The organism is Leclercia sp. TB492 (assembly GCF_049974505.2).
GTDB lineage: Bacteria > Pseudomonadota > Gammaproteobacteria > Enterobacterales > Enterobacteriaceae > Enterobacter > Enterobacter adecarboxylatus_C.
In genome coordinates, this window is sequence record NZ_CM127572.1 from 688,255 (window position 1) to 715,228 (window position 26,974).

Genomic DNA, 26,974 nt, shown 5'->3' on the forward strand with positions numbered 1-26,974 from the left:
GTTGTAAATCAATTACATCACAAGGAACTACGGTACGGCAGAATCGGTGAGCGCAGCATCTGCTGCGTACCCAGACCGTAGTTGGAACTCAGACCACGCAATTCGATGTTAAAGCCGATGACGTTATCGTATTCACTCTGACCTTTGTCAGGATCCCAGCCATTCAGCTTACGCTCGTAACCGACACGGATCGCGTAACAGCAGGAGCTGTATTGCAGCCCCAGCATCTGATCGGCCGCCTTACTCTGATTGGTATCAAAGTAGTACGCCCCGACGAGCGACCAGCGATCGGCGATCGGCCAGCTTGCTGTACCGCCCACCTGCGAAATACCCTCTTTGGTCTGTTCGGACGTAGCAAAGTTAGGCAGTGTCGCCTGGATATACTCCGGGCTGGCGTAACGGTAACTCAGCTGCACCAGCCGGTCTTCATCACGGCGATACTCAATGGTGGCACTGCTGGTGGCAATGTTATCCAGACGCGTATCGTACTGCACACCGCCACGCAGACCCCAGCGATCGGTCATGCGCCAGTAGGTGTCACCCGCCCAGACCAGGGACCCCGTTTTGTTGCTTTTCTCCCAGTTGATGTTGTCATCGCCAGTACGCGATTCTGTGAAGTAGTAGATTTGACCCACAGAAGCATTAAAACGTTCAACGGAAGCATCATCATAAACGCGGGTTGTGACGCCGGTCGTGACCTGGTTGGCCGAGGCAATACGGTCCAGGCCGCCATAGGTACGGTCGCGGAACAGACCGCTATAGTCGGATTGCAGCAGTGAAGAGTCGTAGTTATTGATTTTACTCTGATCGCGATACGGCACATACAAGTACTGCGCGCGCGGCTCCAGCGTCTGGGTGTAACCCTCACTCCAGTTCATGTCGCGCTCTAAGACCAGCTTGCCGTCCATTTTAAACTGCGGCAGCGTACGGTTAACGGACTCTTCCAGATGGGTGCCGTTATTGGCGTTGTACGTTTCCAGATTGTCCTGCTGATAGTGGGTCGCCATCAGCTTGACTTCAGTATCCAGGCTGGCCCAGTCGTTCGATACCGGCAGGTTGATCGTCGGCTCAAGGTGGATACGGGTAGCTTCAGGCATATCGGAGTTGGTATTCACGAAATGCACGGCCTGGCCGTAAACGCGGGTATCAAACGGACCGACATCATTCTGGTACCAGTTGACGTCCAGCTGCGGTTCCGCGCCATAGGTGCTGGCGTTCTGGCTGCTGAAGACCTGGAACTGGCGGGTGGACACCGTGGCGTCAAAGTTTTTAACGGCATAGCCTGCGCTGAAGATCTGCGTGGCGTAGCCGTCGGTGCTGGAGCCGTATTTCGACGTGAAGTCGTTGAAATAGTTCGGATCGCTGACTTTGGTGTAGTTAACGTTAAAACGCCAGACCTGATCCATCACCCCGCCATGTTGCCAGTAGTACAACCAGCGGTGGCGATCGCCCTCGGTGGGATGCTCGTCTTCATAGACTTTGTCCGATGGCAGATAGTCCAGCTCCATCAGGCCTGAGCCCGCTTGCGTCAAATAGCGGAACTCGTTTTCCCACATGATATTGCCGCGCTTATGGATATAGTGCGGCGTAATCGTGGCGTCCATATTGGGCGCGATGTTCCAGTAATACGGCAGGTAGAATTCGAAATAGTTGGAGGTACTGTACTGCGCGTTCGGGATCAGGAAGCCCGAACGACGCTTATCACCGACGGGCAGTTGCAGATACGGGCTATAGAAGACCGGTACCGGGCCGAGCTTAAAGCGGGCGTTCCAGATCTCCGCAACCTGCTCTTCGCGGTCGTGGATCACTTCGCTGCCGACCACGCTCCAGGTATCAGATCCCGGCAGACAGGAGGTAAAAGTCCCATTCTCCAGAATGGTATAACGGTTTTCACCGCGCTGTTTCATCAGGTCGGCTTTACCGCGCCCCTGACGGCCCACCATCTGGTAATCACCTTCCCAGACGTTGGTATCTTTAGTGTTCAGGTTCGACCAGGCTTTCGGACCTTTCAGGATGACCTGATTATCGTCATAGTGCACATTACCCAGTGCATCCACTGTTCGTACCGGTTCTGCCGCGCCTTCTGGCTGTTTCTGGTGCAACTGCACTTCATCAGCCAGCAAACGGCTGTTGCCCTGGTTAATATCCACATTGCCGGAAAACACGGCGTCGTCAGGATAATTCCCTTTCGCATTGTCAGCAGTGATGGTGACCGGTAGCGTGTTCGTATCACCCTGAACCAGCGGGCGATCGTAGCTGGGAACACCCAGCAGACATTGCGAGGCGAGATCGGCTGCCATACCCTGGTGGCTGTACAGGGCAGTAGCTATCATCGTGGCCAGGAGGGTGGGGATACGTTTTTTCATACGTTTTATTTATTGTTCCGTCATCAGTGGCTTATCGCTGGCAAACGGTCAGAGACTATCTTACTCATCATCACAGTGCCAGCGTTAATCCTGCCCGTAAACAAGCCGTGGTGATAGGCTCGTTATTGAATGACGAGTATGATAATGCAAATTATAGGCGATGTCCTTCAATTGACCGTGGCCAGGCCACCGGAATGATGGCGTTCGCGGGATCAAATACATCACCATTTGGGGAGTATATGCAGTATTGGGGAAAAATTATCGGCGTGGCGTTCGCTTTACTGATGGGCGCGGGCTTCTGGGGTATCGTTCTGGGGCTGATTATCGGCCATATGTTTGATAAAGCTCGAAGTCGCAAGATGGCCTGGTTTGCCAACCAGCGTGAACGTCAGGCACTTTTTTTTGCCACGACCTTTGAGGTGATGGGCCATCTGACCAAATCGAAAGGGCGGGTGACCGAGGCCGACATCCATATCGCCAGCCTGTTTATGGATCGTATGAACCTGCACGGCGACTCCCGTGCGGCGGCGCAACACGCATTTCGCATCGGCAAGGCGGATAACTATCCTCTGCGCGAAAAAATGCGCCAGTTCCGCAGCATCTGCTTCGGGCGATTCGACTTAATTCGGATGTTTCTGGAGATTCAGATTCAGGCGGCGTTTGCCGATGGATCGCTCCACCCGAACGAGCGTGCGGTGCTGTACGTGATTGCCGAAGAGCTGGGGATTTCCCGTACCCAGTTCGATCAGTTTCTGCGCATGATGCAGGGCGGCGCGCAGTTTGGCGACGGCTATCAGCAACAGCAGGCGGGCGGTGGCGGCTGGCAGCAGGCGCAGCGTGGCCCTACCCTGGAAGATGCCTGTAACGTGCTGGGCGTGAAGCCGACCGATGAGCCGACGACCATTAAGCGCGCCTATCGCAAACTGATGAGCGAACATCATCCGGATAAGCTGGTGGCAAAAGGGTTACCGCCGGAGATGATGGAGATGGCGAAGCAAAAAGCGCAGGAAATTCAAAAAGCTTACGAGCTCATTAAAGAGCAGAAGGGCTTCAAGTAAGAGGATTGCCCGGCAAGCGAAGCGCCGCCGGGCAACAGGTCAAAAGTCCGCCGGGGCCTTAAAGGTCATCGGCGTGCCATATTCCGGATGGGTGATGGTCAACATCTCCGCATGCAGCTGCAGACGCGGCGCCATGCCCCGGGCTTCTGGCGTGGCGTAAAAGCGGTCACCCAGAATCGGGTGACCCAACGCCAGCATATGCACACGCAGCTGATGCGAGCGGCCGGTAATCGGTTTTAACAGCACGCGGGCGCTGTTATCCGCCGCGTATTCCAGCACTTCATACTCGGTTTGCGCCGCTTTGCCGGTCTCGTAGCAGACCTTCTGCATCGGGCGATTCGGCCAGTCGCAGATCAGCGGCAGGTCAACCAGCCCTTCCGCCGGTTGTGGATGTCCCCAGACGCGCGCAAGGTACTGCTTTTTCGGCTCGCGCTCACGAAACTGACGCTTCAGTTCACGCTCTGCCGCCTTGGTCAGCGCGACCACAATCACACCGCTGGTCGCCATGTCCAGACGATGAACCGACTCCGCCTGCGGATGATCGCGCTGAACGCGCGTCATCACGCTGTCTTTGTGCTCATCCAGCCTGCCCGGCACGGACAACAAGCCGCTCGGCTTGTTGACCACCATGATATGTTCATCCTGATACAGAATGACCAGCCACGGATCCTGCGGCGGATTGTAGGGTTCCATCAACATGTTGCGCTCCGCTTACTGATGCGTCACGACGATGAGACGCAGCGCATCCAGACGCCATCCCGCCTGATTCAGGCTTTCGAGCACCTGCTGACGATTGCTCTCAATCGCCGCCAGTTCATCGTCACGAATATTCGGGTTCACCGCGCGCAGTGCTTCCAGACGCGACAGCTCTGCCGACAGTTTTTCATCCGCTTCGCTGCGCGCCGCGTCAATCAGTGCGCGCGCCGCTTTCTCAATTTGAGGTTCACCCTGCTGCAGAATGGTATACACGTCCTGCTGCACCGCGTTCACCAGCTTGCTGCCGGTGTGGCGGTTCACCGCACTCAGCTGACGGTTAAAGCTCTCAAACTCCACCTGCGCCGCCAGGTTGGTGCCGTTTTTATCCAGCAGCAGACGCACCGGCGTGGCAGGCAGGAAGCGGCTAAGTTGCAGCTGCTTCGGTGCCTGGGCTTCAACCACGTAGATGAGCTCCAGCAGCAGTGTACCCACCGGCAGCGCCTTGTTCTTCAGCAGCGAAATGGTGCTGCTGCCGGTATCGCCGGAGAGGATCAGATCCAGACCATTGCGGATCAGCGGGTGCTCCCAGGTGATGAACTGCGCGTCTTCACGGGACAGCGCCACATCACGTTCAAAGGTGATGGTGCAGCCATCTTCCGGCAGGCCCGGGAAGTCCGGGACCAGCATATGATCGGACGGCGTCAGCACAATCATGTTTTCGCCGCGATCGTCCTGGTTGATACCGACAATATCAAACAGGTTCATGGCGAAGCTGATCAGGCTGGTATCGTCATCCTGCTCTTCGATGCTCTCTGCCAGCTCCTGGGCCTTTTCGCCGCCGTTGGAGTGGATCTCCAGCAGACGGTCACGGCCCTGCTCCAGCTGCGCTTTCAGCGCTTCGTGCTGTTCGCGACAGGTTTTGATCAAATCATCGAAGCCATCGGTGTTTTCCGGCGTCGCCAGGTAGCCTGTCAGCTCGCTATGTACGTTGTCGTAAATGGTACGACCGGTCGGGCAGGTATGTTCAAACGCATCCAGCCCTTCATGGAACCAGCGCACCAGCACGGACTGGGCGGTTTTTTCCAGATACGGAACGTGGATCTGAATGTCGTGCGCCTGGCCAATACGATCCAGACGGCCGATACGCTGCTCAAGCAGATCCGGGTTGAAGGGCAGATCGAACATCACCAGACGGCTGGCGAACTGGAAGTTACGCCCTTCGGAGCCGATTTCGGAACACAGCAGTACCTGTGCGCCGCTGTCCTCTTCTGAGAACCACGCCGCCGCGCGGTCGCGTTCGATAATCGACATGCCTTCGTGGAACACCGCCGCGCGGATGCCTTCACGCTCGCGCAGAACCTGTTCGAGCTGCAGGGCGGTGGTCGCTTTGGCGCAGATCACCAGCACCTTTTGCGAGCGGTTGGCCGTCAGGTAGCCCATCAGCCACTCAACGCGCGGGTCGAAGTTCCACCAGGTGCCGCTGTCGCCTTCAAACTCCTGGTAAATTTGTTCCGGGTAGAGCATATCCCGGGCACGTTCTTCCGCCGTTTTACGCGCACCCATGATGCCGGAGACCTTAATGGCGGTCTGGTATTGGGTCGGCAGCGGCAGACGGATAGTGTGCAGTTCACGTTTCGGGAAGCCTTTCACCCCATTACGGGTGTTACGGAACAGGACGCGACTGGTACCGTGGCGGTCCATGAGCATGGAGACCAGCTCCTGACGCGCGGCATCGGCACCTTCACGATCGCTATTAGCGGCCTGCAGCAACGGCTCTATATCCTGTTCGCCAATCAGATCGCTCAGGGTATTGAGCTCCTCATTGGAGAGATGTTTGCCCGCCAGCAGCAGGGCTACGGCATCCGCGACCGGGCGGTAATTTTTCTGCTCTTCGACAAACAGCTCAAAGTCGTGGAAGCGGTTTGGATCCAGCAGGCGCAGACGCGCAAAGTGGCTCTCCAGACCCAGCTGTTCCGGCGTTGCGGTCAGCAGCAACACGCCCGGCACGCGCTCGGCCAGCTGTTCAATCGCCATATACTCACGGCTTGGCGCATCGAGGCTCCACACCAGGTGATGCGCTTCATCGACCACCATGATGTCCCATTCGGCATCACACAGGTGCTCGAGACGCTGCTTGCTGCGGCGGACAAAGTCCAGGGAGCAAATCACCAGCTGTTCGGTTTCAAACGGGTTATCGGCGTCATGCTGGGCTTCGGCGTAGCGTTCATCGTCAAAGAGGGAGAAGCGCAGGTTGAAGCGACGCAGCATCTCCACCAGCCACTGGTGTTGCAGGGTTTCCGGCACCACGATCAGCACGCGCTCGGCCGCGCCGGAGAGCAGTTGCTGATGCAAAATCATCCCTGCTTCGATGGTTTTACCTAAACCGACCTCATCGGCCAGCAGGACACGCGGCGCATGGCGGCGACCAACATCATGGGCAATATTTAACTGGTGGGGGATCAGGCTGGTACGCTGACCGCGCAGGCCGCTCCACGGCATACGGTACTGTTCGCTCTGGAACTTACGGGCGCGGTAGCGCAGCGAGAAGCGATCCATACGATCAATCTGACCGGCGAACAGGCGATCCTGCGGCTTACTGAACACCAGTTTGCTGTCGAGCAGCACTTCGCGCAGCATCACACCGGTCTCATCGGTATCGAGGCGAGTACCGATATAGGCGAGCAGTCCATTCTCTTCTTTTACGTCTTCAATCTTCAGCTGCCAGCCTTCATGGCTGGTAACGGTGTCGCCCGGGTTAAACATCACGCGGGTAACAGGGGAATCATTGCGAGCATACAGACGGTTTTCACCGGTGGCGGGGAAGAGGAGAGTGACCATACGCGCATCCAGCGCCACTACCGTTCCTAATCCAAGTTCGCTTTCTGTGTCGCTGATCCAGCGTTGACCAAGTGTAAAAGGCATATTTGTTCGGCTCTAATCTTTAATTGCAGGCAATAGTTCAACCACCGATCAGAAATGACGGTAATCGAATAATGGGTCCGGGAATGGAAAGGGCGCTATGGTACTGGATGGCAGCGATTTCGTCACCTGTCAAAATAGCCCCAACTGACCTGTCATCAGTGTAGCAAAGTCGTCGTCCATAAAGGGCAATATTCCGTCCGCGACGGGCTGTAGCTGGCGGCTGAGGTAGTGTTCATAGTCAAGAGGAGAGCGCTGATAATCCACCGGCTCCGGGCCGCTGGTGGTCCAGACGTACCTGATGGTGCCACGATTCTGGTACTGCGGTGCCCGCCCGAGACGGACGTTCTCCTCATCGGCAAGCCGGGCGGCGCGAACGTGCGGCGGCACGTTGCGCTGATACTCCGCCAGCGGGCGGCGCAGGCGTTTGCGGTAGACCAGCTGGTCATCCAGTTCACCCGCCATCAGGCTGGCAATGGTCTCTCGCACAAACTCCTGATAGGGCTCGCGGCGGAAGATTTTCAGATACAGCGCCTGCTGGAAGTGCTGCGCCAGCGGGGTCCAGTCGGTGCGCACGGTCTCCAGCCCTTTAAATACCATCCGCTGTTTGTCCCCCTCCTGGATAAGCCCGGCGTAGCGCTTTTTGCTGCCCTGGTCGGTGCCGCGGATAGTGGGCATTAAGAAGCGGCAAAAGTGGTTCTCATACTCCAGCTCCAGGGCGCTGGTTAAGCCAGCCTGCTGCAGATGGGCCCGCCACCAGTCGTTAACGTATGTCACCAGTGTCTGGCCGATAGCGGCCGCTTCCGCTTCGCTACGGGCGCCCTTAAGCCAGACGAAGGTCGAGTCAGTATCGCCATAAATCACGTCATAGCCCTGAGATTCGATCAGCACTTTGGTCTGGCGCATGATTTCGTGGCCCCGCATGGTAATTGACGAGGCCAGACGCGGGTCGAAGAAACGGCAGGCGCTGGTGCCGAGCACGCCGTAGAAGGCATTCATGATAATTTTCAGTGCCTGAGAGAGGGGTTTGTTGCCGTGACGTTTGGCGTCTTCGCGCCCGTGCCAGATTTGGCTGACAATCTCCGGCAGGCAGTGTTTTTCCCGGGAGAAACGCGCCCCGAGGAAGCCTTCGGTGCTGTGCTGTTCATCCGGCTGGGCCAGGCCTTCCACCAGCCCGACCGGATCGATAAGGAAGGTGCGGATGATCGACGGATAGAGGCTTTTATAATCCAGCACCAGTACCGAGTCGTACAGGCCGGGCCGGGAGTCCATCACATAGCCGCCGGGGCTGGCCTGGGGCGGCACGTCACCGAGATTCGGGGCCACATAACCCGCCCGGTGCATACGCGGAAAATAGAGATGACTGAAGGCCGCTACGGAACCGCCGTGCCGGTCGACCGCCAGACCATTGACCGTGGCGCGCTCCAGCAGGAACGGCATGATGTCGGTTTTATGAAAAATGCGCGTCACCAGCTCGCAATCTTTCAGGTTATAGGTGGCCAGGGCCGGTTTATCTTCGGCGAACCGGCGGTCAATTTCGTCCATCCTGTCCCAGGGGTTGTCGATGGACTTGCCTTCACCGAGCAACTCCTGCGACACCGATTCCAGCGAAAACGATGAGAAACTCCAGAACGCCGATTTTAACGCTTCGATGCCGTCGATAATCAGGCGCCCGTTCGCCTGGGCAAAGAAGACGCCGTTTTTAAAGCCGTGCTCGCGCCACTCCAGCTCGCTGTTACCGCGCCCGAGCAACAGCGGAATGCGGTAGCGTTCGGCGTGCTTTTGCAGCACCCGCAGGTCGAACTGCACCACGTTCCAGCCGATAATGACGTCCGGGTCGTGCCGGGCAAACCAGGCGTTCAGTTTCTCGAGCAGCTGCGGACGGCTGTTCACGTAGATAAGCTCAAAATCGAGTCCGGACGCATCGCCGTTTGCCGGGCCGAGCATGTAGACCACCCGCTGGCCGCAGCCTTCAATCCCGATGCAGTACAGCTCGCCATGGCGGGTAGTTTCAATATCCACCGACGCCCATTTCAGCGGCGGTCGATAGTGCGGGTTGGGTTTAAGGCGAGCATTGATCAGCCGATCGCCCTGAGGCGTCCCGTCCACCCAGACCGGGGCGGTGATAAAGCGCTCCATCAGAAAGCGTTCCGGGGGGCGGACATCGGCTTCGTACAAAGTCACGCCCGCCTCGCGCAGCAGTTTTTCATAGCGCATCTGCTGGCGATGGGCGCGGCAGTAGAGGCCGTAGACCGGGCGACGCTGGAAATCTTTCAGTTCAAGGGGGGCCAGCCGCCAGCCGTTCTCACCGCGCAGCAGCTGTTTGGTTTTTTCGACGTCAGGCTCAGGAATAAAGGCCACGGATTCCTGCGGCGGCAGGGTGATGTGCAGCGGGCCCTTGTCGGTCGCCAGCCAGAACTCCACTTCGGTGCCCTGGGGGGTATCCCGCCAGTGTCGGGTCAGTAAAAAGCCTTCTTGCGCCTGCGCCACGCTGTTGTCTCATAAAACAAAACCAGGCGTGAGTATAGCCTGGTTGTGGGTGTTTTGCTGGGGTTTTATACAGTGTGCTTTTGCCGAATGGCGCTGCGCTTATCTGGCCACCGGGCGGCTTTTACTGCCCGTAATACGCCTTCGCACCATGCTTGCGCAGATAATGTTTGTCCAGCAGGGTCTGCTGCATATCCGGCAGCTGTGGCGCCAGCTGGCGGCAGAAGATGCCCATATAGGCCACCTCCTCCAGCACAATGGCGTTATGTACCGCGTCTTCGGCGTTTTTGCCCCACGCGAACGGGCCGTGGGAGTGAACCAGTACCCCTGGCATCTGCGCCGCGTCGATCCCCTGTTTCTCGAAGGTTTCAACGATCACGTTGCCGGTTTCCCACTCGTACTCGCCGTTGATCTCGGCATCGGTCATCTTGCGGGTGCAGGGGATGGTGCCATAGAAATAGTCAGCGTGAGTGGTGCCGGTCGCCGGGATGGGTTGCCCGGCCTGCGCCCAGATGGTCGCGTGGCGGGAGTGAGTGTGGACGATGCCGCCAATCGACGGGAAAGCCTGATACAGCAGACGGTGGGTCGGCGTATCGGAGGAGGGCTTTTTCGTTCCTTCCACCACTTCGCCGGTGGCGATGCTGACCACTACCATATCGTCGGCGGTCATCGCCCGGTAGTCGACGCCGGACGGTTTAATGACGAATACGCCAGCTTCGCGGTCGACCGCGCTGACGTTGCCCCAGGTCAGGGTGACGAGATTATGTTCCGGCAGGGCCAGGTTAGCTTCGAGTACCTGACGTTTAAGATCTTCCAGCATGTATCCTCCAGGAAAAAAGGCCCGCCCTGCGGCAGGCCAAAGGTTCCCCTGTTAACGTTTTGAACCGTAATAGACTTCGTTCCAGCGCAGGGCGTCTTTGAACGCCGGCATACGGGTGTCGTTATCAATCACGGTCAGCTCGATGTCGTGCAGCTCCGCGAACTGACGCATGTCGTTGAGATCCAGCGCATGGCTGAAGACGGTATGGTGGGCACCGCCCGCCACGATCCAGGCTTCGGACGCGGTCGCCAGATCCGGCTGGGCTTTCCACAGGGCGTTAGCCACCGGCAGTTTTGGCAGCGAGTGTGGCGTTTCCACGGCGTCAACGCAGTTAACCAGCAGACGGAAACGATCCCCCAGATCGATCAGGCTGGCGTTGATGGCCGGGCCGGTGCGGGTGTTGAAGATCAGACGCGCCGGATCGGCTTTGCCGCCGATGCCGAGGTGCTGAACGTCAAGGATCGGTTTTTCATCAACGGCGATCGACGGACAGACTTCCAGCATGTGCGAGCCCAGCACCAGATCGTTGCCGTTCTCGAAGTGGTAGGTGTAGTCCTCCATAAAGGAGGTGCCGCCCTGCAGACCGGTCGACATCACCTTCATGATGCGTAGCAGAGCGGCAGTTTTCCAGTCGCCTTCGCCGGCAAAGCCATAGCCCTGCTGCATCAGACGTTGTACTGCCAGGCCCGGCAGCTGCTTGAGGCCGTGAAGATCTTCAAAGGTGGTGGTAAAGGCATGGAAGCCGCCCTGTTCCAGGAAGCGCTTCATACCCAGCTCAATACGGGCCGCATCGAGCACGTTCTGGCGTTTGTCGCCGTTGATTTGCGCCGCGGCGGTCAGGCGGTAGCTGCTTTCGTACTCATCGACCAGCGCGCCGACGTCACCGTCGCTGACCTCATTGACGACCTGCACCAGGTCGCCCACCGCCCAGGTATTGACGGAGAAACCAAATTTGATCTGCGCGGCCACTTTGTCGCCGTCAGTCACCGCCACTTCACGCATGTTGTCGCCGAAGCGCACCACTTTCAGCTGGCGGGTATCCTGCTTCGATACCGCCTGGCGCATCCACGAGCCAATACGCTGGTGGGCCTGTTTATCCTGCCAGTGGCCGGTCACCACCGCGTGCTGCTGGCGCATACGCGCGCCGATGAAGCCGAACTCGCGGCCGCCGTGCGCGGTCTGGTTCAGGTTCATAAAGTCCATGTCGATGCTGTCCCACGGCAGGGCCGCGTTGAACTGGGTATGGAACTGCAGCAGCGGTTTGTTGAGGATCGCGAGGCCGTTGATCCACATCTTGGCTGGGGAGAAGGTATGCAGCCATACCACCAGCCCGGCGCATTTGTCGTCATAGTTGGCATCGCGGCAGATATGGGTAATTTCGTCCGGCGAGGTGCCCAGCGGCTTCAATACCAGTTTGCACGGCAGTTTTGCTTCCGCATTCAGAGCGTTGACCACATGTTCTGCGTGCTGAGTCACCTGGCGCAGGGCTTCCGGCCCGTAAAGATGCTGACTACCAATCACAAACCACACTTCATAATTATTAAAAATCGTCATTATCGTGTCCTTAATGTGTCAGGGTTGCCGTAGATTCCGGGATGCTCTTAACCGGGGCGGCGACAGGGAGATAGTGCTGCTCAGCGCTCTTCGCCCACTGCTGGTAGCGCTGATAAAGCTGTTCAAATCGTTGCGCCTGCTGTGGGCGCGGCTGCAGGGTGCTTTCCACCTGGCTCGCCATATGCTGCTGCGCCGTCGGGATATCGGCATGTACCCCCGCAGCGACCGCGGCGAAGATCGCCGCGCCCAGGGCGCAGCACTGATCGGAGGCGACAATCTGCAGCGGCCGATTCAGCACGTCGCAGCAGGCCTGCATGATCACCGGGTTTTTACGGGCGATACCGCCCAGGGCCATCACTTCATTAACGGCGATCCCCTGCTCGGTGAAGCACTCCATAATGGCGCGTGCGCCAAAGGCGGTGGCGGCCACCAGCCCGCCGAACAGCGCCGGGGCGTCGGTGGCGAGATTCAGATCGGTTATGACCCCTTTAAGACGCTGGTTAGCATTCGGCGTGCGGCGACCGTTAAACCAGTCGAGCACCACCGGGAGATGGTCGAGGGACGGATTTTTGGCCCACGCCTCGGTCAACTGCGGCAGGAGCTGCTTCTTGCTGGCGTCGATCTGGGTTTTCAGTTCCGGATGTGCGACCGCCAGCTGATCCAGCGGCCAGCCCAACACCCGGCCAAACCAGGCGTAGATATCCCCGAAGGCGGACTGCCCCGCTTCGAGGCCGATAAAGTCCGGCACCACGCTGCCGTCCACCTGGCCGCAGATGCCTTTCACGGCGCGGTCGCCGACGCTGGCTTTATCCGCCGTCAGAATGTCGCAGGTGGAGGTGCCGATCACTTTCACCAGCGTATTCGGCTGGGCACCGGCACCGACCGCGCCCATATGGCAGTCAAATGCGCCGCCGGAGATGGCGACGTGCTGCGGCAGGCCAAGGCGTTCCGCCCACTCGGCGCACAGGGTGCCCACCGGGATATCGGCAGTCCAGGTGTCGGTAAACAGCGGGTAGTCGAGGTTCTGGTTGATGATTGGGTCGAGTTCGTCAAAGAAGGCGGCAGGCGGCAGGCCACCCCAGCTTTCATGCCAGAGGGATTTGTGCCCGGCGCTGCAGCGGCCGCGACGGATATCCTGAGGGCGGGTGGTGCCGGAGAGCAGGGCCGGAACCCAGTCGCACAGCTCAATCCATGACACCGCCGCCTCGGCAACGCGCCGATCCTCGCGCGTCACGTGCAGGATCTTCGCCCAGAACCATTCGCTGGAGTAAATGCCGCCGATGTAGCGGGAGTAGTCGCTTTTGCCAGGCTGATGGCACAAACGGGTGATGGCCTCGGCTTCTTCCACCGCGGTATGGTCTTTCCACAGCACGAACATGGCGTTCGGGTTATCGGCAAACTCCGGGCGCAGCGCCAGCACGTGGCCGTCGGCGTCAATCGGGGCCGGGGTGGAGCCGGTACTGTCCACGCCAATGCCGACGATCTGGCTGCGTTGCGCTTCGCTTAATTCAGCCAGCACGGTTTTGATCGCCGCTTCCATCGACTCGATGTAGTCGCAAGGGTGATGGCGGAACTGATTGTTCGGCGCATCGCAGAAGCGCCCCTCCTGCCAGCGCGGGTACCACTCAACGCTGGTTGCTATCTCCTGACCCGTTGTGCACTCCACTGCCAGGGCGCGTACTGAGTCACTGCCAAAATCGAGGCCAATCGCAATTGCCATGGTGTTGCTCCATCAAAAAACAGATATGAATGAACATTAGAGAGTGAGGGGAAAAATCGTCAGGCAGGATCCGCTAATCTTATGGATGATTTTGCTGTGACATGGGAAAGTGTGACGCCGTGCAAATAATCTATGTGGACATTTCTGCCGTGGTTATAGACACTTTTGTTACTGCCGACCCGCTCGATGTTACGGTTAAATCGCAACGGAAGCGTTTAGATGGCGGACCTAAAAGCGGGCTGATACCTTTTCGCTCTTTCGCTGGCCCCTTTTTATGCCGCTTTTGTTGATATGGACAAATGGTTTCCTTCAGGACCGTCAGGAGTAAAGACAATATGGCTGAAACGCAAAGTGATCCCCTGCTGCCGGGCTACTCATTTAACGCGCATCTGGTGGCGGGGCTGACGCCCATTGAGGCCGAAGGCTATCTCGACTTTTACGTTGACCGACCGCTGGGGATGAAGGGCTATATCCTCAACCTGACCGTGCGCGGGGAGGGGGTGATCAAGAATGGCGATCGGACCTTCGTCTGCCGTCCGGGAGATATCCTGCTCTTTCCGCCGGGCGAAATTCACCACTATGGCCGCCATCCCGATGCCCGGGAGTGGTATCACCAGTGGGTCTACTTCCGTCCCCGTGCCTACTGGCACGAGTGGCTGGCCTGGCCGTCGATGTTTGCCCATACCGGCTTTTATCGTCCGGATGAGGTCCATCAGCCGCAGTTTCGTGAACTCTTCGCCCAGATCATCGAGGCCGGGCAGGCCGGGGGGCGCTATGCCGAGCTGCTGGCAATCAACCTGCTGGAGCAGCTCCTGCTGCGCCGGATGGAGGCGATCAACGAATCCCTGAACCCGCCGCTGGATCACCGGGTGCGCGAAGCCTGCCAGTACATCAGCGATCATCTGGCGGACAGCCAGTTTGATATTGCCAGCGTTGCCCAGCACGTCTGCCTGTCGCCGTCGCGTCTGTCGCACCTGTTCCGCCAGCAACTGGGGGTAAGCGTGCTGAGCTGGCGCGAGGATCAGCGCATCAGTCAGGCCAAGCTGCTGCTCAGTACTACCCGGATGCCGATTGCTACCGTCGGGCGCAACGTCGGCTTTGAGGATCAGCTCTATTTTTCCCGGGTCTTCAAAAAATGCACAGGCGCCAGCCCGAGCGAATTTCGCGCCGGTTGTGAATAGAAGGTAAATAAAACTAAACATATTCGCTGAATGCCGTTCACACCCGGTAAACTATTCAGACAATTGTTGTCTTGACGCAGCAGGCCTCTCTTCGCAGAATCCCTGCTTCGTCACCTGACCGGAACTGTTATGCAGGCATTGCTGGAACATTTCATTACCCAGTCCGTTACTTACTCGCTTGTCGCTGTGGCGTTAGTGGCCTTTCTTGAATCCCTGGCGCTGGTCGGACTGATTTTACCCGGCACGGTGATGATGAGCGGGCTCGGCGCCCTGATCGGCAGCGGCGAGGTTAACTTCTGGCAGGCGTGGCTGGCGGGGATCGTCGGGTGTCTGCTGGGGGACTGGATCTCATTCTGGCTGGGCTGGCGCTTTAAAAAGCCGCTTCACCGCTGGTCGTTCATGAAGAAGAACAAAGCCCTGCTCGATAAAACCGAGCATGCCCTGCACCAGCACAGCATGTTTACCATTCTGGTGGGCCGCTTTGTTGGTCCGACGCGTCCGCTGGTGCCGATGGTGGCGGGGATGCTGGATCTGCCGGTGACCAAGTTCATCGTGCCAAACCTGCTGGGCTGCCTGTTCTGGCCGCCGATCTACTTCCTGCCGGGCATTCTGGCCGGGGCGGCCATTGATATTCCTGCCGGGGTTCAGAGCGGTGGCTTTAAGTGGCTGCTGCTGGCGACCGCGCTGCTGCTATGGCTGGCGGCATGGCTCTGCTGGCGGCTGTGGCGCAGCAAAAAAGCCTCTGCGGATCGTCTGAGCAATTACCTGCCGCGCGGGCGCCTGTTCTGGCTGGCACCCGTCACCCTGGGTATCGCTGTGGTGGCGCTGGTGACGCTGATCCGCCACCCGCTGATGCCGGTCTACGGCGAGATCTTATTGAAGGTCGTCAGCCGCTGACCGCTGTCAGTGGATCCCCAGCAGGCGCGACGCGCTGGCCTTGCCGCTCACCAGCTGTTCCGTATCGCCGTCCCAGGCGATACGGCCATCGGCAATCACCACCGATCGAGGGGCAATTTTAACCGCATCTTCCACGCTGTGGGACACCATCAGCATCGTCAGGTTCTGGCGTTCACACACCTCTTTGACCAGCAGCAGCATCTCCTGACGTAACGCCGGGTCGAGCGCTGAAAAGGGCTCATCCAGCAGCAGGATCGGCTGCTCGCGTACCAGACAGCGGGCGAGGGCGACGCGCTGACGCTGACCGCCCGAGAGCTCGCCCGGCAGCCGGTCCAGCAGATCGCCAATCCCCATTTGCGCTGCGATATCATCCAGCTTCTGCTGTTGCCCGGCGTTCAGCCTGAGGCCCGGATGCATACCGAGACCGATATTCTGGCGCACGCTCAGGTGAGTAAAGAGATTGTTTTCCTGAAACAGCATCGACACCGGGCGCGCGGCAGGCGGCGTGTGGGTGTGGTCCTGGCCCTCAATGGTGATGCGGCCGTTAGCCGGTTGCAGAAAACCGGCTACCAGATTGAGAAGCGTACTTTTCCCCGCGCCGCTGGGGCCGAGCACGGCGATCAGTTCGCCCTGGCGCACGGACAACGTGAAGCGCATCGGCAGGTGCTGATAGAGCCAGGTTACATCAGTGAGAGTTAGCATCACGCCCCGGGATTTTTTCGATAACGGTAAATAACGCAAAGCACAGCAGCAACAGCAGCAGCGCCGTAACGGCGCCATCCTGACTGCGATACGAGCCAATCTGCTGATACAACCAGAACGGCAGGGTGCGGAAATCATCATTGCCAAACAGCGCCACCACCCCGAAATCACCGATCGACAGCACGCAGGCAAAGGCCAGCGCCTGCGCCAGGGGGCGTTTCAGGGCGCGGAGTTCCACCACCTTCAGCCGTTGCCAGCCGTGCATCCCAAGCGAATCGCAGAGCAGAGTGTAGCGGGCGCTGAGGTCGCGCATCGGATTTTCCAGCACTTTCAGCGCATACGGAATGGCCATCAGGGCGTTGGTGAAGATGACGATGCCATCGGCCGACTCGGGCAGGCCGATAGTGCTGTTGAACAGCAGGAAAAACCCGCTCGCCAGTACGATGCCGGGCATCGCCAGGATCAACATTCCGCTCAGATCCAGCGCCTGCCCGGCCACCATTGCCTGCCGGGCATACAGCTCGCGGCTGGTCCACAGCAGCATCATGGTCAGCAGCACGCAGAGAAGCCCCGCCCCCAGCGCAATGCGTAGCGAGGTGCCGAGCGCCTGCCACAGCACCGGCTGCTGCAGCACCGACAGCAGATTAAGATTCAGGCCATCCACCACCACCGCCAGCAGCGGCGGGAGCAACAGCAGCAGGGCGAGGGTGATGAGCAGGCCATCGGTCAGGCGGCTGTGCAGGCTGTCCTGCGGATCGCGCCAGCCGGCAAGCTGGCTGCTGCCCACGGCAATGGCTTTACCCAGCCGCTGGCTCAGCATCACCAGCCCCAGGCAGCAGAACATCTGCACCATCGCCAGCAGCGCCGCGCGACCCGGATCGTAGTCGTAGCTGAGGGCCTGATAGATGGCGAGCTCAATGGTGGTGGCCTGCGGCCCGCCGCCCAGCGAGAGCACGGTGGCGAAGCTGGCAAAGCAGAGCATAAAGATCAGCGCGGCAACGGGCGGAATTTGGCGGCGCAGCCATGGCCACTCAACGAAGCGGAAAAAGGACCAGCCGCGCATCCCGAGCTGGGCGGCAAGCTGGCGCTGCTCGCCGGGGATGTTCTCCAGCGCCTGCAGCAGCAGCCGCGTCGCCATCGGCATGTTGAAAAAGACGTGTGCCAGCAGGATGCCCTGCAGGCCATATGGCGAGAAGGTCCACTCCAGCCCGAGGGCCTGGCAGATCGCGGCAAGCCAGCCCTGACGTCCGTAGACGCTGAGGATGCCAAATATCGCCACCAGCACCGGCAGGATCAGGGTCATGGCGCACAGGCGCAGCAGCGCCTGCCGTCCGGGGAAACGACGCCGGTAGAGGGCGCGGGCAAGAAATATGGCGGGCACGACGGAGAGCAGGGCGGAAAGAAACGCCTGCCAGAACGAGAAGCGGATGACGTGCCACAGATAGCTGTCGTGTAGCAGCGCCGTAACGTCGGTGGCTGGCGCGTTAAACCACAGCGCCAGAAATGCCCCCAGGGCGACGGCCACCATTAAGATGGCGGCGATCAGCCCCGGGAGTAACCAGCCGGCGATCAGTGGCTGACGGCGCGTTGCCATTCACTGACCCAGGCGGCACGTTTCCCGGCTACTTCCTGCGGGGAGTATTCCAGTGCGGTTTGCGGTTTCACCAGAGCGTCGAAACCGGCCGGTAAAGCCACGTTCGTGACCGGGTACATCCAGTTGCCGGTGGGGATCGTATTCTGGAACGACGGCGACACCATAAATTTTAGGAACTTCTCCGCCAGTTCCGGCTGTTTGCTGGCATAGGTCCGGGCGGCGACTTCGACCTGCAGGTAGTGGCCTTCGGCAAAATCAGCCGCGGCGTAGTTCTCTTTTTTCTCTGAAATAATGTGATACGCCGGAGAGGTGGTGTAGCTCAGCACCAGGTCGCTTTCCCCTTTCAGGAACAGGCCGTAAGCCTCGCTCCAGCCTTTGGTGACGGTGACGGTTTTGGCGGCCAGCTTCTGCCAGGCTTCCGGGGTTTTATCCCCGTACACTTTTTGCATCCACAGCAGCAGACCCAGCCCCGGGGTGCTGGTGCGCGGATCTTCGTAGATCACGCGCCACTTTTGATCGCTCTCAACCAGCTCTTTCAGGCTCTTCGGCGGGTTTTTCAGCTTGTTTTTGTCATACACGAAGGCGAAGTAGCCGTAATCGAACGGCACAAAGGTGTCATTCTTCCAGCCGCCAGGGACGTTAACCGCATCGGTCGCCACGCCGCTTTTAGCGAACAGCCCGGTTTGCGTTGCCGCTTCCAGCAGGTTGTTATCCAGACCCAGCACCACGTCGGCTTTGCTGTTCTTACCTTCCATACGCAGGCGATTGAGCAGCGAGACACCATCCTCCAGCGCCACGAATTTCAGCTCGCAGTTACAGTCGGCTTCAAAGGCTTTTTTGACCGCCGGGCCAGGGCCCCAGTCGGCGGCGAAAGAGTCATAGGTGTAGACCGTCAGGACAGGGCTGGCAACGGCAGGCAGCGCGATCAGCGCCAGCAGGGGAAGAACAGTTTTGAACACTTTGCACCTCTGTATTTGAGAGTGGCAAAGGATTTTGAGCGACAGCCTCAAATCCCTTCGCCGGCGTTATCCGGATCAGGTTCGACGGGTATTTTCTCAGCACACGCTTGCGCGCAGCACCCCGTTGAGAACGGCGGTATTGTAATGATTTGGTGAATATTACGAAAGTATTATGGTTCCGGCGGCGCAAACCACGCGGATTTAAAGTCAAACCAGCCGAGGGTATTCATGCGCAAACCACGCATGCTGCGCTGCCCCTGGATCATCAGCCAGTGGTGGATCAGCGGGACAATCGCCTGCTGGGACAACAGCTGCTGGCACCAGACGGCAAGGTTCATCTCGCCCGCACGCCACTCGGCGGCATCCTGCTGCCAGTCGCGCCCAATGCAGTGCTGCAGGAGCGGGACTTCATACAGATGTGAAAACAGCGAGAAGTCGAGGGGCAGGGTAAAATTGACGCTGTTGAGCCAGATGTCGCTCACCGTCTCACCACGATACCACTCCTCGTAGCTGACCTCCCGAATGTTGAGCATCACCTGCTCGGCGGCCAGCAGTTCGCTCATCATTCGGGCGATCACCCGGTGTTCGATATGCTCGCGGTAGAAGGTCAGGGTGAGGCTCTCCAGCCCGGCCGGTTTATCGCCGCGTCCCGGGCGGGCGTGGTGCCAGCGCGGCAGCAGGCCATACGCCGGGAACCAGTAGGACTGATAGACCTCCTCTGCCTGATAGATCAGGTTCGCAGGAGAGAGGATCCGGCTTACCCACTGACGCACCTCGGCGCTAGCCCCGCGGTGGGAGCGGGCGTCGAACAGCAGATAGTAACAGCCCTCTTCAAGCCGGCTCTCCACCGCCTTTTCCCCCTCGGTGGGCCCTTCCAGCGTCAGGCCGACGCTAAGCTCTTCGTTGATATCCGGCAGGACCCAGACGTTCACCTCATCAATCAGCGCCCGATAGCCAAAGTAGTCATCGAAGGCGCGGATCTTGAGCTGGTTATTGTTGTTGCGCGAGACGGCGTAAGGCCCTGTGCCCACCGGCAGGCTGGCAAAGTTATGCATCGTTTCCCATTCGCGCGGCAGGATCATCGAGGGGACATATCCCAGCAGCCACGGCAGCCAGCGGTCGGGCTGCGAAAGCTGAATATCCAGGGTCCAGGCGGTGGGCGACTGGATCCGGGTGATATGTGAATAGAGGGGCAGCTCGCGGGCGCGCTGCAGCGAGGCGATGACGTCGGCCATCTCCAGCTCGCGTCCGTGGTGGAAGTGGATGCCGGGCCGCAGGAAAAAACGCCAGTGCAACGGGGAAAGTTGCTGCCAGTGGTGGGCAATGTCGGCTTCCAGTTCCCCGTTTTCCTCATTTATGCGCGTCAGTCCGCTAAAAATCTGCCGTGCCATGTGGGTTTCGGAGCGCCGTAATGCGCTGCCCGGCAACAGGTTTTTCATCGGACGATAATAGAGCACCCGCAGGATATGCCTGCCCTGGCGGAAGCTGCGGCCCAGGTGGGAAACCAGCATCTGGCGCACCGCGGCCTTGTCACCCACCAGCTGCACCAGCTGTTCGATGCGATCCTGTTCAAGCAGATCTTCCGCCCGCTGCTGCTGTAGCGCCAGACCGGTATAAAGAAAGGTGAGGCGGGAACGCTTGCCGCGTCCGGCTTCGGCTTCCCAGCTCAGCCAGCCCTGCTGCTGCATGGTGTTGAGCAGGGTGCGCATATGGCGGCGCGAGCAGCTGAGCAGCTCTGCCAGTTCGCTGAGCGTGGTGTCCCGGGTCTGGCCGTCACAGCACTGCCACAGGCGGATAAATTGTTGTTGCAGACGACCAGAGGGCATAAAAGAGGAACTCCTGACAAAAAATCAGCAATTTATTAATCCCTATATTAAGCCAATAATTCACTTCGATGAAGCGAGGAGGTGAATATGAAGAGGTCTACCGCGAATCAGTTTTATCAACAGTACTTCTCAGCGACAAAGGGAGTGTCCTGGCTGGCCCGCCGGTGTGCAGAGCAGCGGCTGAAAATACTGGAAGATCTGATGCAGTGGGAGGTGACAACGTCGACCTCGGAACGCTGAATTGCTTCGATCATGTGTGACTGAGTATTGGTGCGAATCACCACGCCAGCAGGTATTATCTGCTGGCTTTTTTCGTTTTCACTTGCGCTAAAGGGAACAGGTAATGCTCTGGTTAATGACGATGGGACGCCGGCTCAACGGTGTTTATGCCGCCTTTTTAATGGTGGCTTTTATGATGGGCGTCGCCGGTGCGCTGCAGGCCCCGACCCTGAGCCTGTTCCTGAGCCGTGAGGTGGGTGCCCAACCCTTCTGGGTGGGGATTTTTTACACCGTCAATGCTGTCGCCGGGATCCTGGTCAGCCTGTGGCTGGCGAAGCGATCGGACAGCCAGGGCGACCGCCGCAAGCTGATCCTCTTTTGCTGCGCGATGGCGATCGGCAACGCGCTGCTGTTTGCCTTTAACCGTCACTATCTGACCTTGCTCACCTGCGGCGTGCTGCTGGCAGCGCTTGCCAACACCGCCATGCCGCAGCTGTTTGCCCTCGCGCGGGAATACGCCGACAGCTCGGCGCGGGAAGTCGTGATGTTCAGCTCGGTGATGCGTGCCCAGCTGTCGCTGGCGTGGGTTATCGGCCCGCCGCTGGCCTTTATGCTGGCGCTCAACTATGGCTTTACCGCCATGTTCTCCATTGCGGCGGCCATTTTTGCCGTTAGCCTGGGGCTGATTGCCTTCGCGCTGCCCTCCGTTTCCCGGGTGGATTCCGCAGGCGCGGTACCGGTGACGCAGGTCAGCGGCTGGAAGAACAAGAACGTCCGCAGGCTGTTTATCGCCTCCACCCTGATGTGGACCTGCAACACCATGTACATCATCGACATGCCGCTGTGGATCAGCAGCGATCTGGGCTTGCCGGACAAGCTGGCCGGGATCTTAATGGGCACCGCTGCCGGGCTGGAAATCCCGGCGATGATCCTCGCCGGTTATTACGTCAAACACGTCGGTAAACGGCGGATGATGGTGATTGCGGTGGCGGCGGGCGTGATGTTTTATCTGGGGCTGATCCTCTTTCACAGCCGCGAAGCGTTACTTGCCCTGCAGCTGTTTAACGCGGTCTTTATCGGCATTGTTGCCGGGATTGGCATGCTCTGGTTCCAGGATCTGATGCCGGGGCGGGCAGGTTCGGCCACTACCCTATTTACCAACAGCATTTCAACCGGGGTGATTCTGGCGGGGATTATTCAGGGCGCGGTGGCGCAAAGCTATGGTCATTACGTGGTTTACTGGGTAATTGCGGCCATTTCGCTGGTGGCGCTGGTGCTGACCTGGCGGGTAAAAGAGAGTGAAATTCTGGAAGGCGGCTTCACGAATTGAGAGCCCATTCTGACAGCAGGACGGATAACGCATAGAGTTCACGCGGGTGCTTGAGGCTGTTTGCCTGAAGCATTGCTGGAAGGGTAGACAGAAGAAAGCCCCACTCAACTTAACATTGATGTGCACTGCACCCATTTAGTTGGACTCTCAAACTGGAGAGTCCCATGCCCGGACGTAAATATACCCTCGAAGAACGCCTCGAAGTCGTTATGCACTATCTTGCTAGCGATGAAGGCTATCGGTTAACTTCAGCCCGTTTCAACGTTCCCAGAACCCAGGTGAGAATCTGGGTTGCAGCCTATGATGCTTATGGTGAAGAGGGACTAAAACCCAGAGATAAGGGCGTATCCATCGATCCTGAAATCAGAATTGAAGCTGTGAAAGCGGTGCTATCCGGTCAGATATCTCAGACACAGGCCGCGACTAAATTCAATGTTGCAGGTGCATCATCTGTCGCCAAATGGTTAAAAGTGTACAAAGAGCAGGGTGAAGAAGGGCTTCGCTCACTCAAGGTAGGCACAAAAAGGGTATCTTACATGGCTGAACACCCTGAACTTATTGAAGCAGCAGAGGAACGATCAAAAGAGCAACGGATTCATGAGCTGGAAAGGAAGGTCAAACGTCTTGAATTACAGATACTTTATCTTCAAAAGCTGAAAGCCTTAGTTCGGTAAGAGATAAAGTTCGTGTTGTTGACGAACTAAGGCAACATTACCCGCTTGATCAGCTGCTGAGTACCGCCCGGATATCCCGGAGCACGTTTTACTATCATCTCAAGGCGCTTCGGTCTCCGGGAAAATACGATGAAATAAATCGTCGAATCAGCGAGATATATGATGAAAACCAGGGCCGCTATGGCTATCGACGGGTAACGCTGGCGCTCAGAAGAGAGGGGGGAGTAATCAACCATAAGGTGGTTCAACGCCTGATGAATGGCCTTGACCTAAAAGCAGCTATCAAAGTAAAGCGCTACACCTCCTGGCGTGGCGAACGTGGGTGTGCTGCTGACAATCTCCTGCAACGAAACTTCAAAGCCAGCCGGCCCAATGAAAAATGGGTAACAGACGTCACGGAGTTCGCTGTCAACGGCCGTAAACTTTATCTTTCTCCAATCATCGATCTCTTCAATAACGAAGTGATTTCCTACAGTATTTCAGAACGCCCGACAATGCCGATGATTGACGATATGTTGATTAAGGCATTCGCCAGAATGGACGCAGACAGCACGCCAGTTCTTCACTCAGATCAGGGCTGGCAATACCGGCATCGGTGGTATCAGTATCAGTTGCGGAAGTTCGGAGTTCTGCAAAGTATGTCCCGCAAAGGGAATTGTCTGGATAATGCCTGCGCTGAGTGCTTTTTCGGGACGTTAAAATCAGAATGCTTTTACACCCGTAAATTTAACGATGTCGACGAACTTAAGGTCGTTCTTGAGGATTACATTCGGTACTACAACACGCGGCGAATAAGCCTGAAATTTAACGGCCTCAGCCCGGTTGAATACCGCCTGAAGACCTACCCGCTACGAATTTGACATGGTGATTTTCGTTAATAAGCACCATAAAGTAACTGATGACAAGGCGTAATCAACTTGCGCAGGCTATTTATATTTCTGATGATGGTGTTAAAGAAGCCATCCAGTTCTTAAGCCTGCACAACGGCTGACATGAATGGGGTATATGTCCGCTATGAGCGAGAAGCGGACACTGCCTGACTATGAGGTATAACGCCTCCTAGGTGTAGGAGCGCAATAAATCCTGCTACGGAGATAACTTTTACAGCCTTGAGTAATTACTATAACGTTAATTTAAGAATTATAAATAAGTATCTATATTGTCATTGAACACCTTTAAAAATTATCGCTTTTTGACAGGCAATTCATTGGCAAAGTAATAATAATTATTAGTCGACAAAGTGCCTTTTGATGATCAAGGCTTTATCTTGCTAATTTCTATAGGTAGTGCACTATTTATTTATACCGGAAAAGCACCATACCCGCGTGATGAAGTTCGTCATTACTGACAAAAGTACCATCAGCTGTAAAACCGGTATCGTCCTGATAGTAGATCCTGTTTTCACGAATGTCGTAGTCGCCCTGATAAGCATGAGGTTTTGTGCCACGTGCTTCATCGTAACGCCCATTAGGTAATAGCTCATGGCAAATGAATCCATCTTTGGTAATCCAGAGGCCTGTATAAGTATGCTGTTCTTTCATATGGTTCCTGATGTCATGTATATTTGTTAGAGATAAACTATCGTATTGGTATGTGAAATCACGACTCATTTTGAGTAATGCCGGTTAAGAGAAATTACCGGCGAATATGAGCGTATTATTTTTTATTAACAGGGGTTAACTCTGCCGTCATATAAACCCTGTTTTTAAAAGAGGCTCCAAGAATTTCATATGATTTCCCCTCTTTAGATGCCTGTGTGGAAATTTTTTCCTCAGCACCCTCAATGGTTGAATCTACTGCCGTAACAATCTGGGCCATAGGGCTGAAAGATAATAAAGACAGAAATGTTGCTGCAGTCAAGCGATGGATAATATTCATGGTGATTTTCCTGTTAATAGATAAGAGATGATTTTTAAAAAAAAAGGGAATAATATAATTTAAATTTATTCCCTGTGCCAGCTTGGCTTCTGTAATTAATACAGTCTTGCTGTCGGTTAAGAATGACGTAATGAATTAACAATTGTCATGCAAGTTATCATTTCATCAGCAGTTCTTGTTCCAGAGGCATTAAATAAATAATGATTGCAGAGATTTACTTCATCCCGCTGTCATACGCTTTAGTTTGCGGATGCTGTCGGTCTGATGGTTATTTCTGTTGTATCAACGCTTTCCGGAGCCTCAATGACATGTCGTACGGCACGGGCAATATCAGCGGGTTTAAGTGCAACAGAACGGTATGCATCCATCACCGCCATGGTTTCCGCATGGGTGATGGTTGAGGCGAGTTCACTTTCTACAACGCCGGGATTAACGCAGGTCACGCGGATTTTCGAGCTTTCCTGTCGTAAACCATCGGAAATAGCGCGTACTGCGAACTTAGAGGCGCAATAGACGGCAGCTGTAGGCACAACTGAAAGGGCACCGATAGAGCCAAGGTTAATTATCTGACCAGAACCCTGAGCTTCCATCACTGGAAGCACAGCCCCAATTCCCCACAGCACGCCCTTGATGTTAACGTCAATCGTACGTTCCCATTCATCCTGTTTGCCGGCCGCAAGCGGTGAAAGTGGCATGATGCCCGCATTGTTAATCAGAACGTCAACACGCCCCCAGTTATCAAGCGCTGACTGCACGAAATGAGCCATGGACAGTCTATTTGTGACATCCAGCTCACGCGCTTCAGCCATACCGTCGGCGCTGCGGATTTCTGCTGCAATGGCTTCGATACGATCCAGTCTGCGCGCCCCTAATAGCACTTTCGCACCTGCCTTTCCAAGCTCTCTGGCAATGCCTTCCCCAATGCCACTTGACGCGCCGGTAATTAATATAACTTTATCCATGATGTGCTCCTTCAGTTGAGTTCAGAGAGATGATAGAACTTTATGATTAGTTCCAGTATCCTGCTTTTACTGGACTCAGTGGTTAGCAGAATTAAACAATGAAAATTGATCTCAATCTTTTACCTATTTTTATCGCGGTTGCTGAAGAGCGTAATTTCACCATAGCCGCAGCCCGGCTGGGGGTTACGCGCTCGGCGGTTAGTCAGGGAATACGGCGGCTTGAGGATACTTTCGGCACAATGCTGGTAATGCGGACAACACGTTCAGTAAACCTGACTGAAGCGGGAGAACGACTGCGTACATCCCTGTCATTATCTTTATCCAGCATTGAAGCTGCGTTCGAAGATATTGCATCCGACAGCACGCCACGTGGACTTCTGAGGATCGCGGTGACCTCCATAGCTGAAGAGTTTCTTTCAGGTCCGCTGATCGCCTCGTTTGCGGCTGCTAATCCAGCCGTGACGATCGATATTGTCGTGACAGATGAGGAATTTGATATTGTGGCCGCTGGTTATGATGCTGGGGTAAGGCTCGGAGATGTGATCGAGAAGGATATGATTGCCGTCCCGCTTACAGAAAAGCAACGTGAAATGGTGGTTGCGTCCCCATCCTATCTCACTGCTAGTAGCGCCCCTCTTCATCCGCGTGAGCTTGTATATCATCAGTGTATCGGCTGGCGTCCTTCCCCGGATGTTGCTCCTTATCGCTGGGAATTTGAGGAGAACGGGAGAGCTTTCGACGTGGCGGTAGAACCGCGAATAACAACTAATGACCTGCGTCTCATGCTGAGGCTGGCTCTTGCCGGTGGAGGTATAACATTTGCCCCTGAGGAAACATTCAGGCCGTATATTGAAAATGGTCAACTTGTTTCAATGCTTGATGATTTTCTTCCCTATTTTCCTGGCTTTTATCTGTATTTTCCTCAACGCCGGAATATAGCGCCAAAACTACGCGCCCTGATCGAACATGTCAGGCAATGGCGGCAACCGTATGCTTAATGGTAAGCGCTAAATACTTTGTAACGTAAACCAATTTTCTGAGGACTGACTCATTTAGTTATATGTTATGTCCGCTTCTGGCACGAAGCGGACAAGGCAGTTGAGTTGAAGGTCGGCAATGAGCGAGAGGTAGA

The 26,974-nt window shown here is 56.8% G+C and carries 21 protein-coding genes and 1 riboswitch; of the genes, 7 read left to right on the forward strand and 14 right to left on the reverse strand.

Annotation, left to right across the window (positions count from 1 at the left end):
• Positions 1-17 precede the first annotated feature (17 nt).
• Positions 18-2,366: an LPS assembly protein LptD gene (lptD, locus tag ACP4QI_RS03245; RefSeq protein ID WP_426495539.1), complete on the reverse strand. Its 2,349-nt coding sequence runs from the start codon at positions 2,364-2,366 to the stop codon at positions 18-20.
• A 239-nt stretch (positions 2,367-2,605) separates the two neighbouring features.
• On the opposite strand from lptD, the gene djlA reads away from it, so the two are divergent.
• Complete coding sequence (gene djlA / locus ACP4QI_RS03250) at positions 2,606-3,424, forward strand: co-chaperone DjlA (RefSeq protein ID WP_032616478.1); 819 nt, start codon at positions 2,606-2,608, stop codon at positions 3,422-3,424.
• Between the two features lie 39 nt (positions 3,425-3,463).
• On the opposite strand, the gene rluA is transcribed toward djlA, so the two are convergent.
• The 6 genes from rluA to araB all read right to left on the reverse strand — a co-directional run bounded on the left by rluA (position 3,464) and on the right by araB (position 13,620).
• Positions 3,464-4,123 (reverse strand): bifunctional tRNA pseudouridine(32) synthase/23S rRNA pseudouridine(746) synthase RluA, encoded by a 660-nt coding sequence (gene rluA / locus ACP4QI_RS03255; protein WP_231313085.1) that lies wholly within the window; start codon positions 4,121-4,123, stop codon positions 3,464-3,466.
• Between the two features lie 12 nt (positions 4,124-4,135).
• Positions 4,136-7,042, reverse strand: coding sequence for an RNA polymerase-associated protein RapA (gene rapA / locus ACP4QI_RS03260; RefSeq protein WP_426495540.1), 2,907 nt, complete (start codon positions 7,040-7,042; stop codon positions 4,136-4,138).
• 129 nt (positions 7,043-7,171) lie between these two features.
• Complete coding sequence (gene polB, locus ACP4QI_RS03265) at positions 7,172-9,529, reverse strand: DNA polymerase II (protein WP_426495541.1); 2,358 nt, start codon at positions 9,527-9,529, stop codon at positions 7,172-7,174.
• Positions 9,530-9,650: 121 nt separating this feature from the next.
• Positions 9,651-10,346, reverse strand: coding sequence for an L-ribulose-5-phosphate 4-epimerase (araD, locus tag ACP4QI_RS03270; protein ID WP_285127378.1), 696 nt, complete (start codon positions 10,344-10,346; stop codon positions 9,651-9,653).
• A 51-nt stretch (positions 10,347-10,397) separates the two neighbouring features.
• The gene (araA, locus tag ACP4QI_RS03275) at positions 10,398-11,900 is read right to left on the reverse strand and encodes an L-arabinose isomerase (RefSeq protein WP_231313082.1); all 1,503 of its coding nucleotides are present in this window, start codon (positions 11,898-11,900) and stop codon (positions 10,398-10,400) included.
• Positions 11,901-11,910: 10 nt separating this feature from the next.
• A complete protein-coding gene (gene araB, locus ACP4QI_RS03280; protein WP_426495542.1) occupies positions 11,911-13,620 on the reverse strand; it encodes a ribulokinase in 1,710 nt (569 codons plus the stop codon).
• Positions 13,621-13,955: 335 nt separating this feature from the next.
• On the opposite strand from araB, the gene araC reads away from it, so the two are divergent.
• Positions 13,956-14,801 (forward strand): arabinose operon transcriptional regulator AraC, encoded by an 846-nt coding sequence (araC, locus tag ACP4QI_RS03285; RefSeq protein ID WP_142488210.1) that lies wholly within the window; start codon positions 13,956-13,958, stop codon positions 14,799-14,801.
• A 129-nt stretch (positions 14,802-14,930) separates the two neighbouring features.
• The gene (locus ACP4QI_RS03290) at positions 14,931-15,698 is read left to right on the forward strand and encodes a DedA family protein (protein WP_285111131.1); all 768 of its coding nucleotides are present in this window, start codon (positions 14,931-14,933) and stop codon (positions 15,696-15,698) included.
• Between the two features lie 6 nt (positions 15,699-15,704).
• On the opposite strand, the gene thiQ is transcribed toward ACP4QI_RS03290, so the two are convergent.
• The 4 genes from thiQ to sgrR form a co-directional block, all read right to left on the reverse strand.
• Positions 15,705-16,400 (reverse strand): thiamine ABC transporter ATP-binding protein ThiQ, encoded by a 696-nt coding sequence (gene thiQ / locus ACP4QI_RS03295; protein WP_426495543.1) that lies wholly within the window; start codon positions 16,398-16,400, stop codon positions 15,705-15,707.
• Positions 16,384-17,994: a thiamine/thiamine pyrophosphate ABC transporter permease ThiP gene (gene thiP, locus ACP4QI_RS03300; protein WP_142488213.1), complete on the reverse strand. Its 1,611-nt coding sequence runs from the start codon at positions 17,992-17,994 to the stop codon at positions 16,384-16,386. The genes thiQ and thiP overlap by 17 nt, the downstream gene beginning before the upstream one ends.
• The gene (gene thiB / locus ACP4QI_RS03305; protein WP_426495544.1) at positions 17,970-18,953 is read right to left on the reverse strand and encodes a thiamine ABC transporter substrate binding subunit; all 984 of its coding nucleotides are present in this window, start codon (positions 18,951-18,953) and stop codon (positions 17,970-17,972) included. The genes thiP and thiB overlap by 25 nt, the downstream gene beginning before the upstream one ends.
• A 34-nt stretch (positions 18,954-18,987) precedes the next feature.
• A riboswitch (TPP riboswitch) is annotated at positions 18,988-19,087 on the reverse strand.
• A gap of 36 nt (positions 19,088-19,123) precedes the next feature.
• On the reverse strand, positions 19,124-20,779 hold the full coding sequence (gene sgrR, locus ACP4QI_RS03310; protein ID WP_426495545.1) for an HTH-type transcriptional regulator SgrR: 1,656 nt from the start codon (positions 20,777-20,779) through the stop codon (positions 19,124-19,126).
• 87 nt (positions 20,780-20,866) lie between these two features.
• On the opposite strand from sgrR, the gene sgrT reads away from it, so the two are divergent.
• The 3 genes from sgrT to ACP4QI_RS03325 all read left to right on the forward strand — a co-directional run bounded on the left by sgrT (position 20,867) and on the right by ACP4QI_RS03325 (position 23,862).
• Complete coding sequence (sgrT, locus tag ACP4QI_RS03315; RefSeq protein ID WP_142488216.1) at positions 20,867-21,019, forward strand: glucose uptake inhibitor SgrT; 153 nt, start codon at positions 20,867-20,869, stop codon at positions 21,017-21,019.
• A gap of 103 nt (positions 21,020-21,122) precedes the next feature.
• Positions 21,123-22,328 carry a sugar efflux transporter gene (locus ACP4QI_RS03320; RefSeq protein ID WP_426495546.1) on the forward strand — a complete coding sequence of 402 codons (1,206 nt, stop codon included), beginning with the start codon at positions 21,123-21,125 and terminating at the stop codon, positions 22,326-22,328.
• Between the two features lie 164 nt (positions 22,329-22,492).
• Positions 22,493-23,862 (forward strand): IS3 family transposase gene (locus ACP4QI_RS03325; protein WP_426495547.1). Its coding sequence is split into 2 segments (ribosomal slippage): positions 22,493-22,976 and positions 22,976-23,862, totalling 1,371 coding nucleotides; the frame shifts between segments, so codons are not numbered across the junction.
• 435 nt (positions 23,863-24,297) lie between these two features.
• Here ACP4QI_RS03325 and ACP4QI_RS03330 read toward each other — a convergent pair.
• From ACP4QI_RS03330 to ACP4QI_RS03340, 3 genes are all read right to left on the reverse strand, one after another.
• On the reverse strand, positions 24,298-24,543 hold the full coding sequence (locus tag ACP4QI_RS03330) for an Atu4866 domain-containing protein (RefSeq protein ID WP_021314438.1): 246 nt from the start codon (positions 24,541-24,543) through the stop codon (positions 24,298-24,300).
• A 115-nt stretch (positions 24,544-24,658) separates the two neighbouring features.
• Positions 24,659-24,880: a hypothetical protein gene (locus tag ACP4QI_RS03335; RefSeq protein WP_021314439.1), complete on the reverse strand. Its 222-nt coding sequence runs from the start codon at positions 24,878-24,880 to the stop codon at positions 24,659-24,661.
• Positions 24,881-25,119: 239 nt separating this feature from the next.
• A complete protein-coding gene (locus ACP4QI_RS03340) occupies positions 25,120-25,842 on the reverse strand; it encodes an SDR family oxidoreductase (RefSeq protein ID WP_021314440.1) in 723 nt (240 codons plus the stop codon).
• A gap of 98 nt (positions 25,843-25,940) precedes the next feature.
• Between ACP4QI_RS03340 and ACP4QI_RS03345 the strand changes: the two genes are divergently transcribed.
• The gene (locus ACP4QI_RS03345; protein WP_325937955.1) at positions 25,941-26,840 is read left to right on the forward strand and encodes a LysR family transcriptional regulator; all 900 of its coding nucleotides are present in this window, start codon (positions 25,941-25,943) and stop codon (positions 26,838-26,840) included.
• The last annotated feature ends 134 nt before the right edge of the window (positions 26,841-26,974 follow it).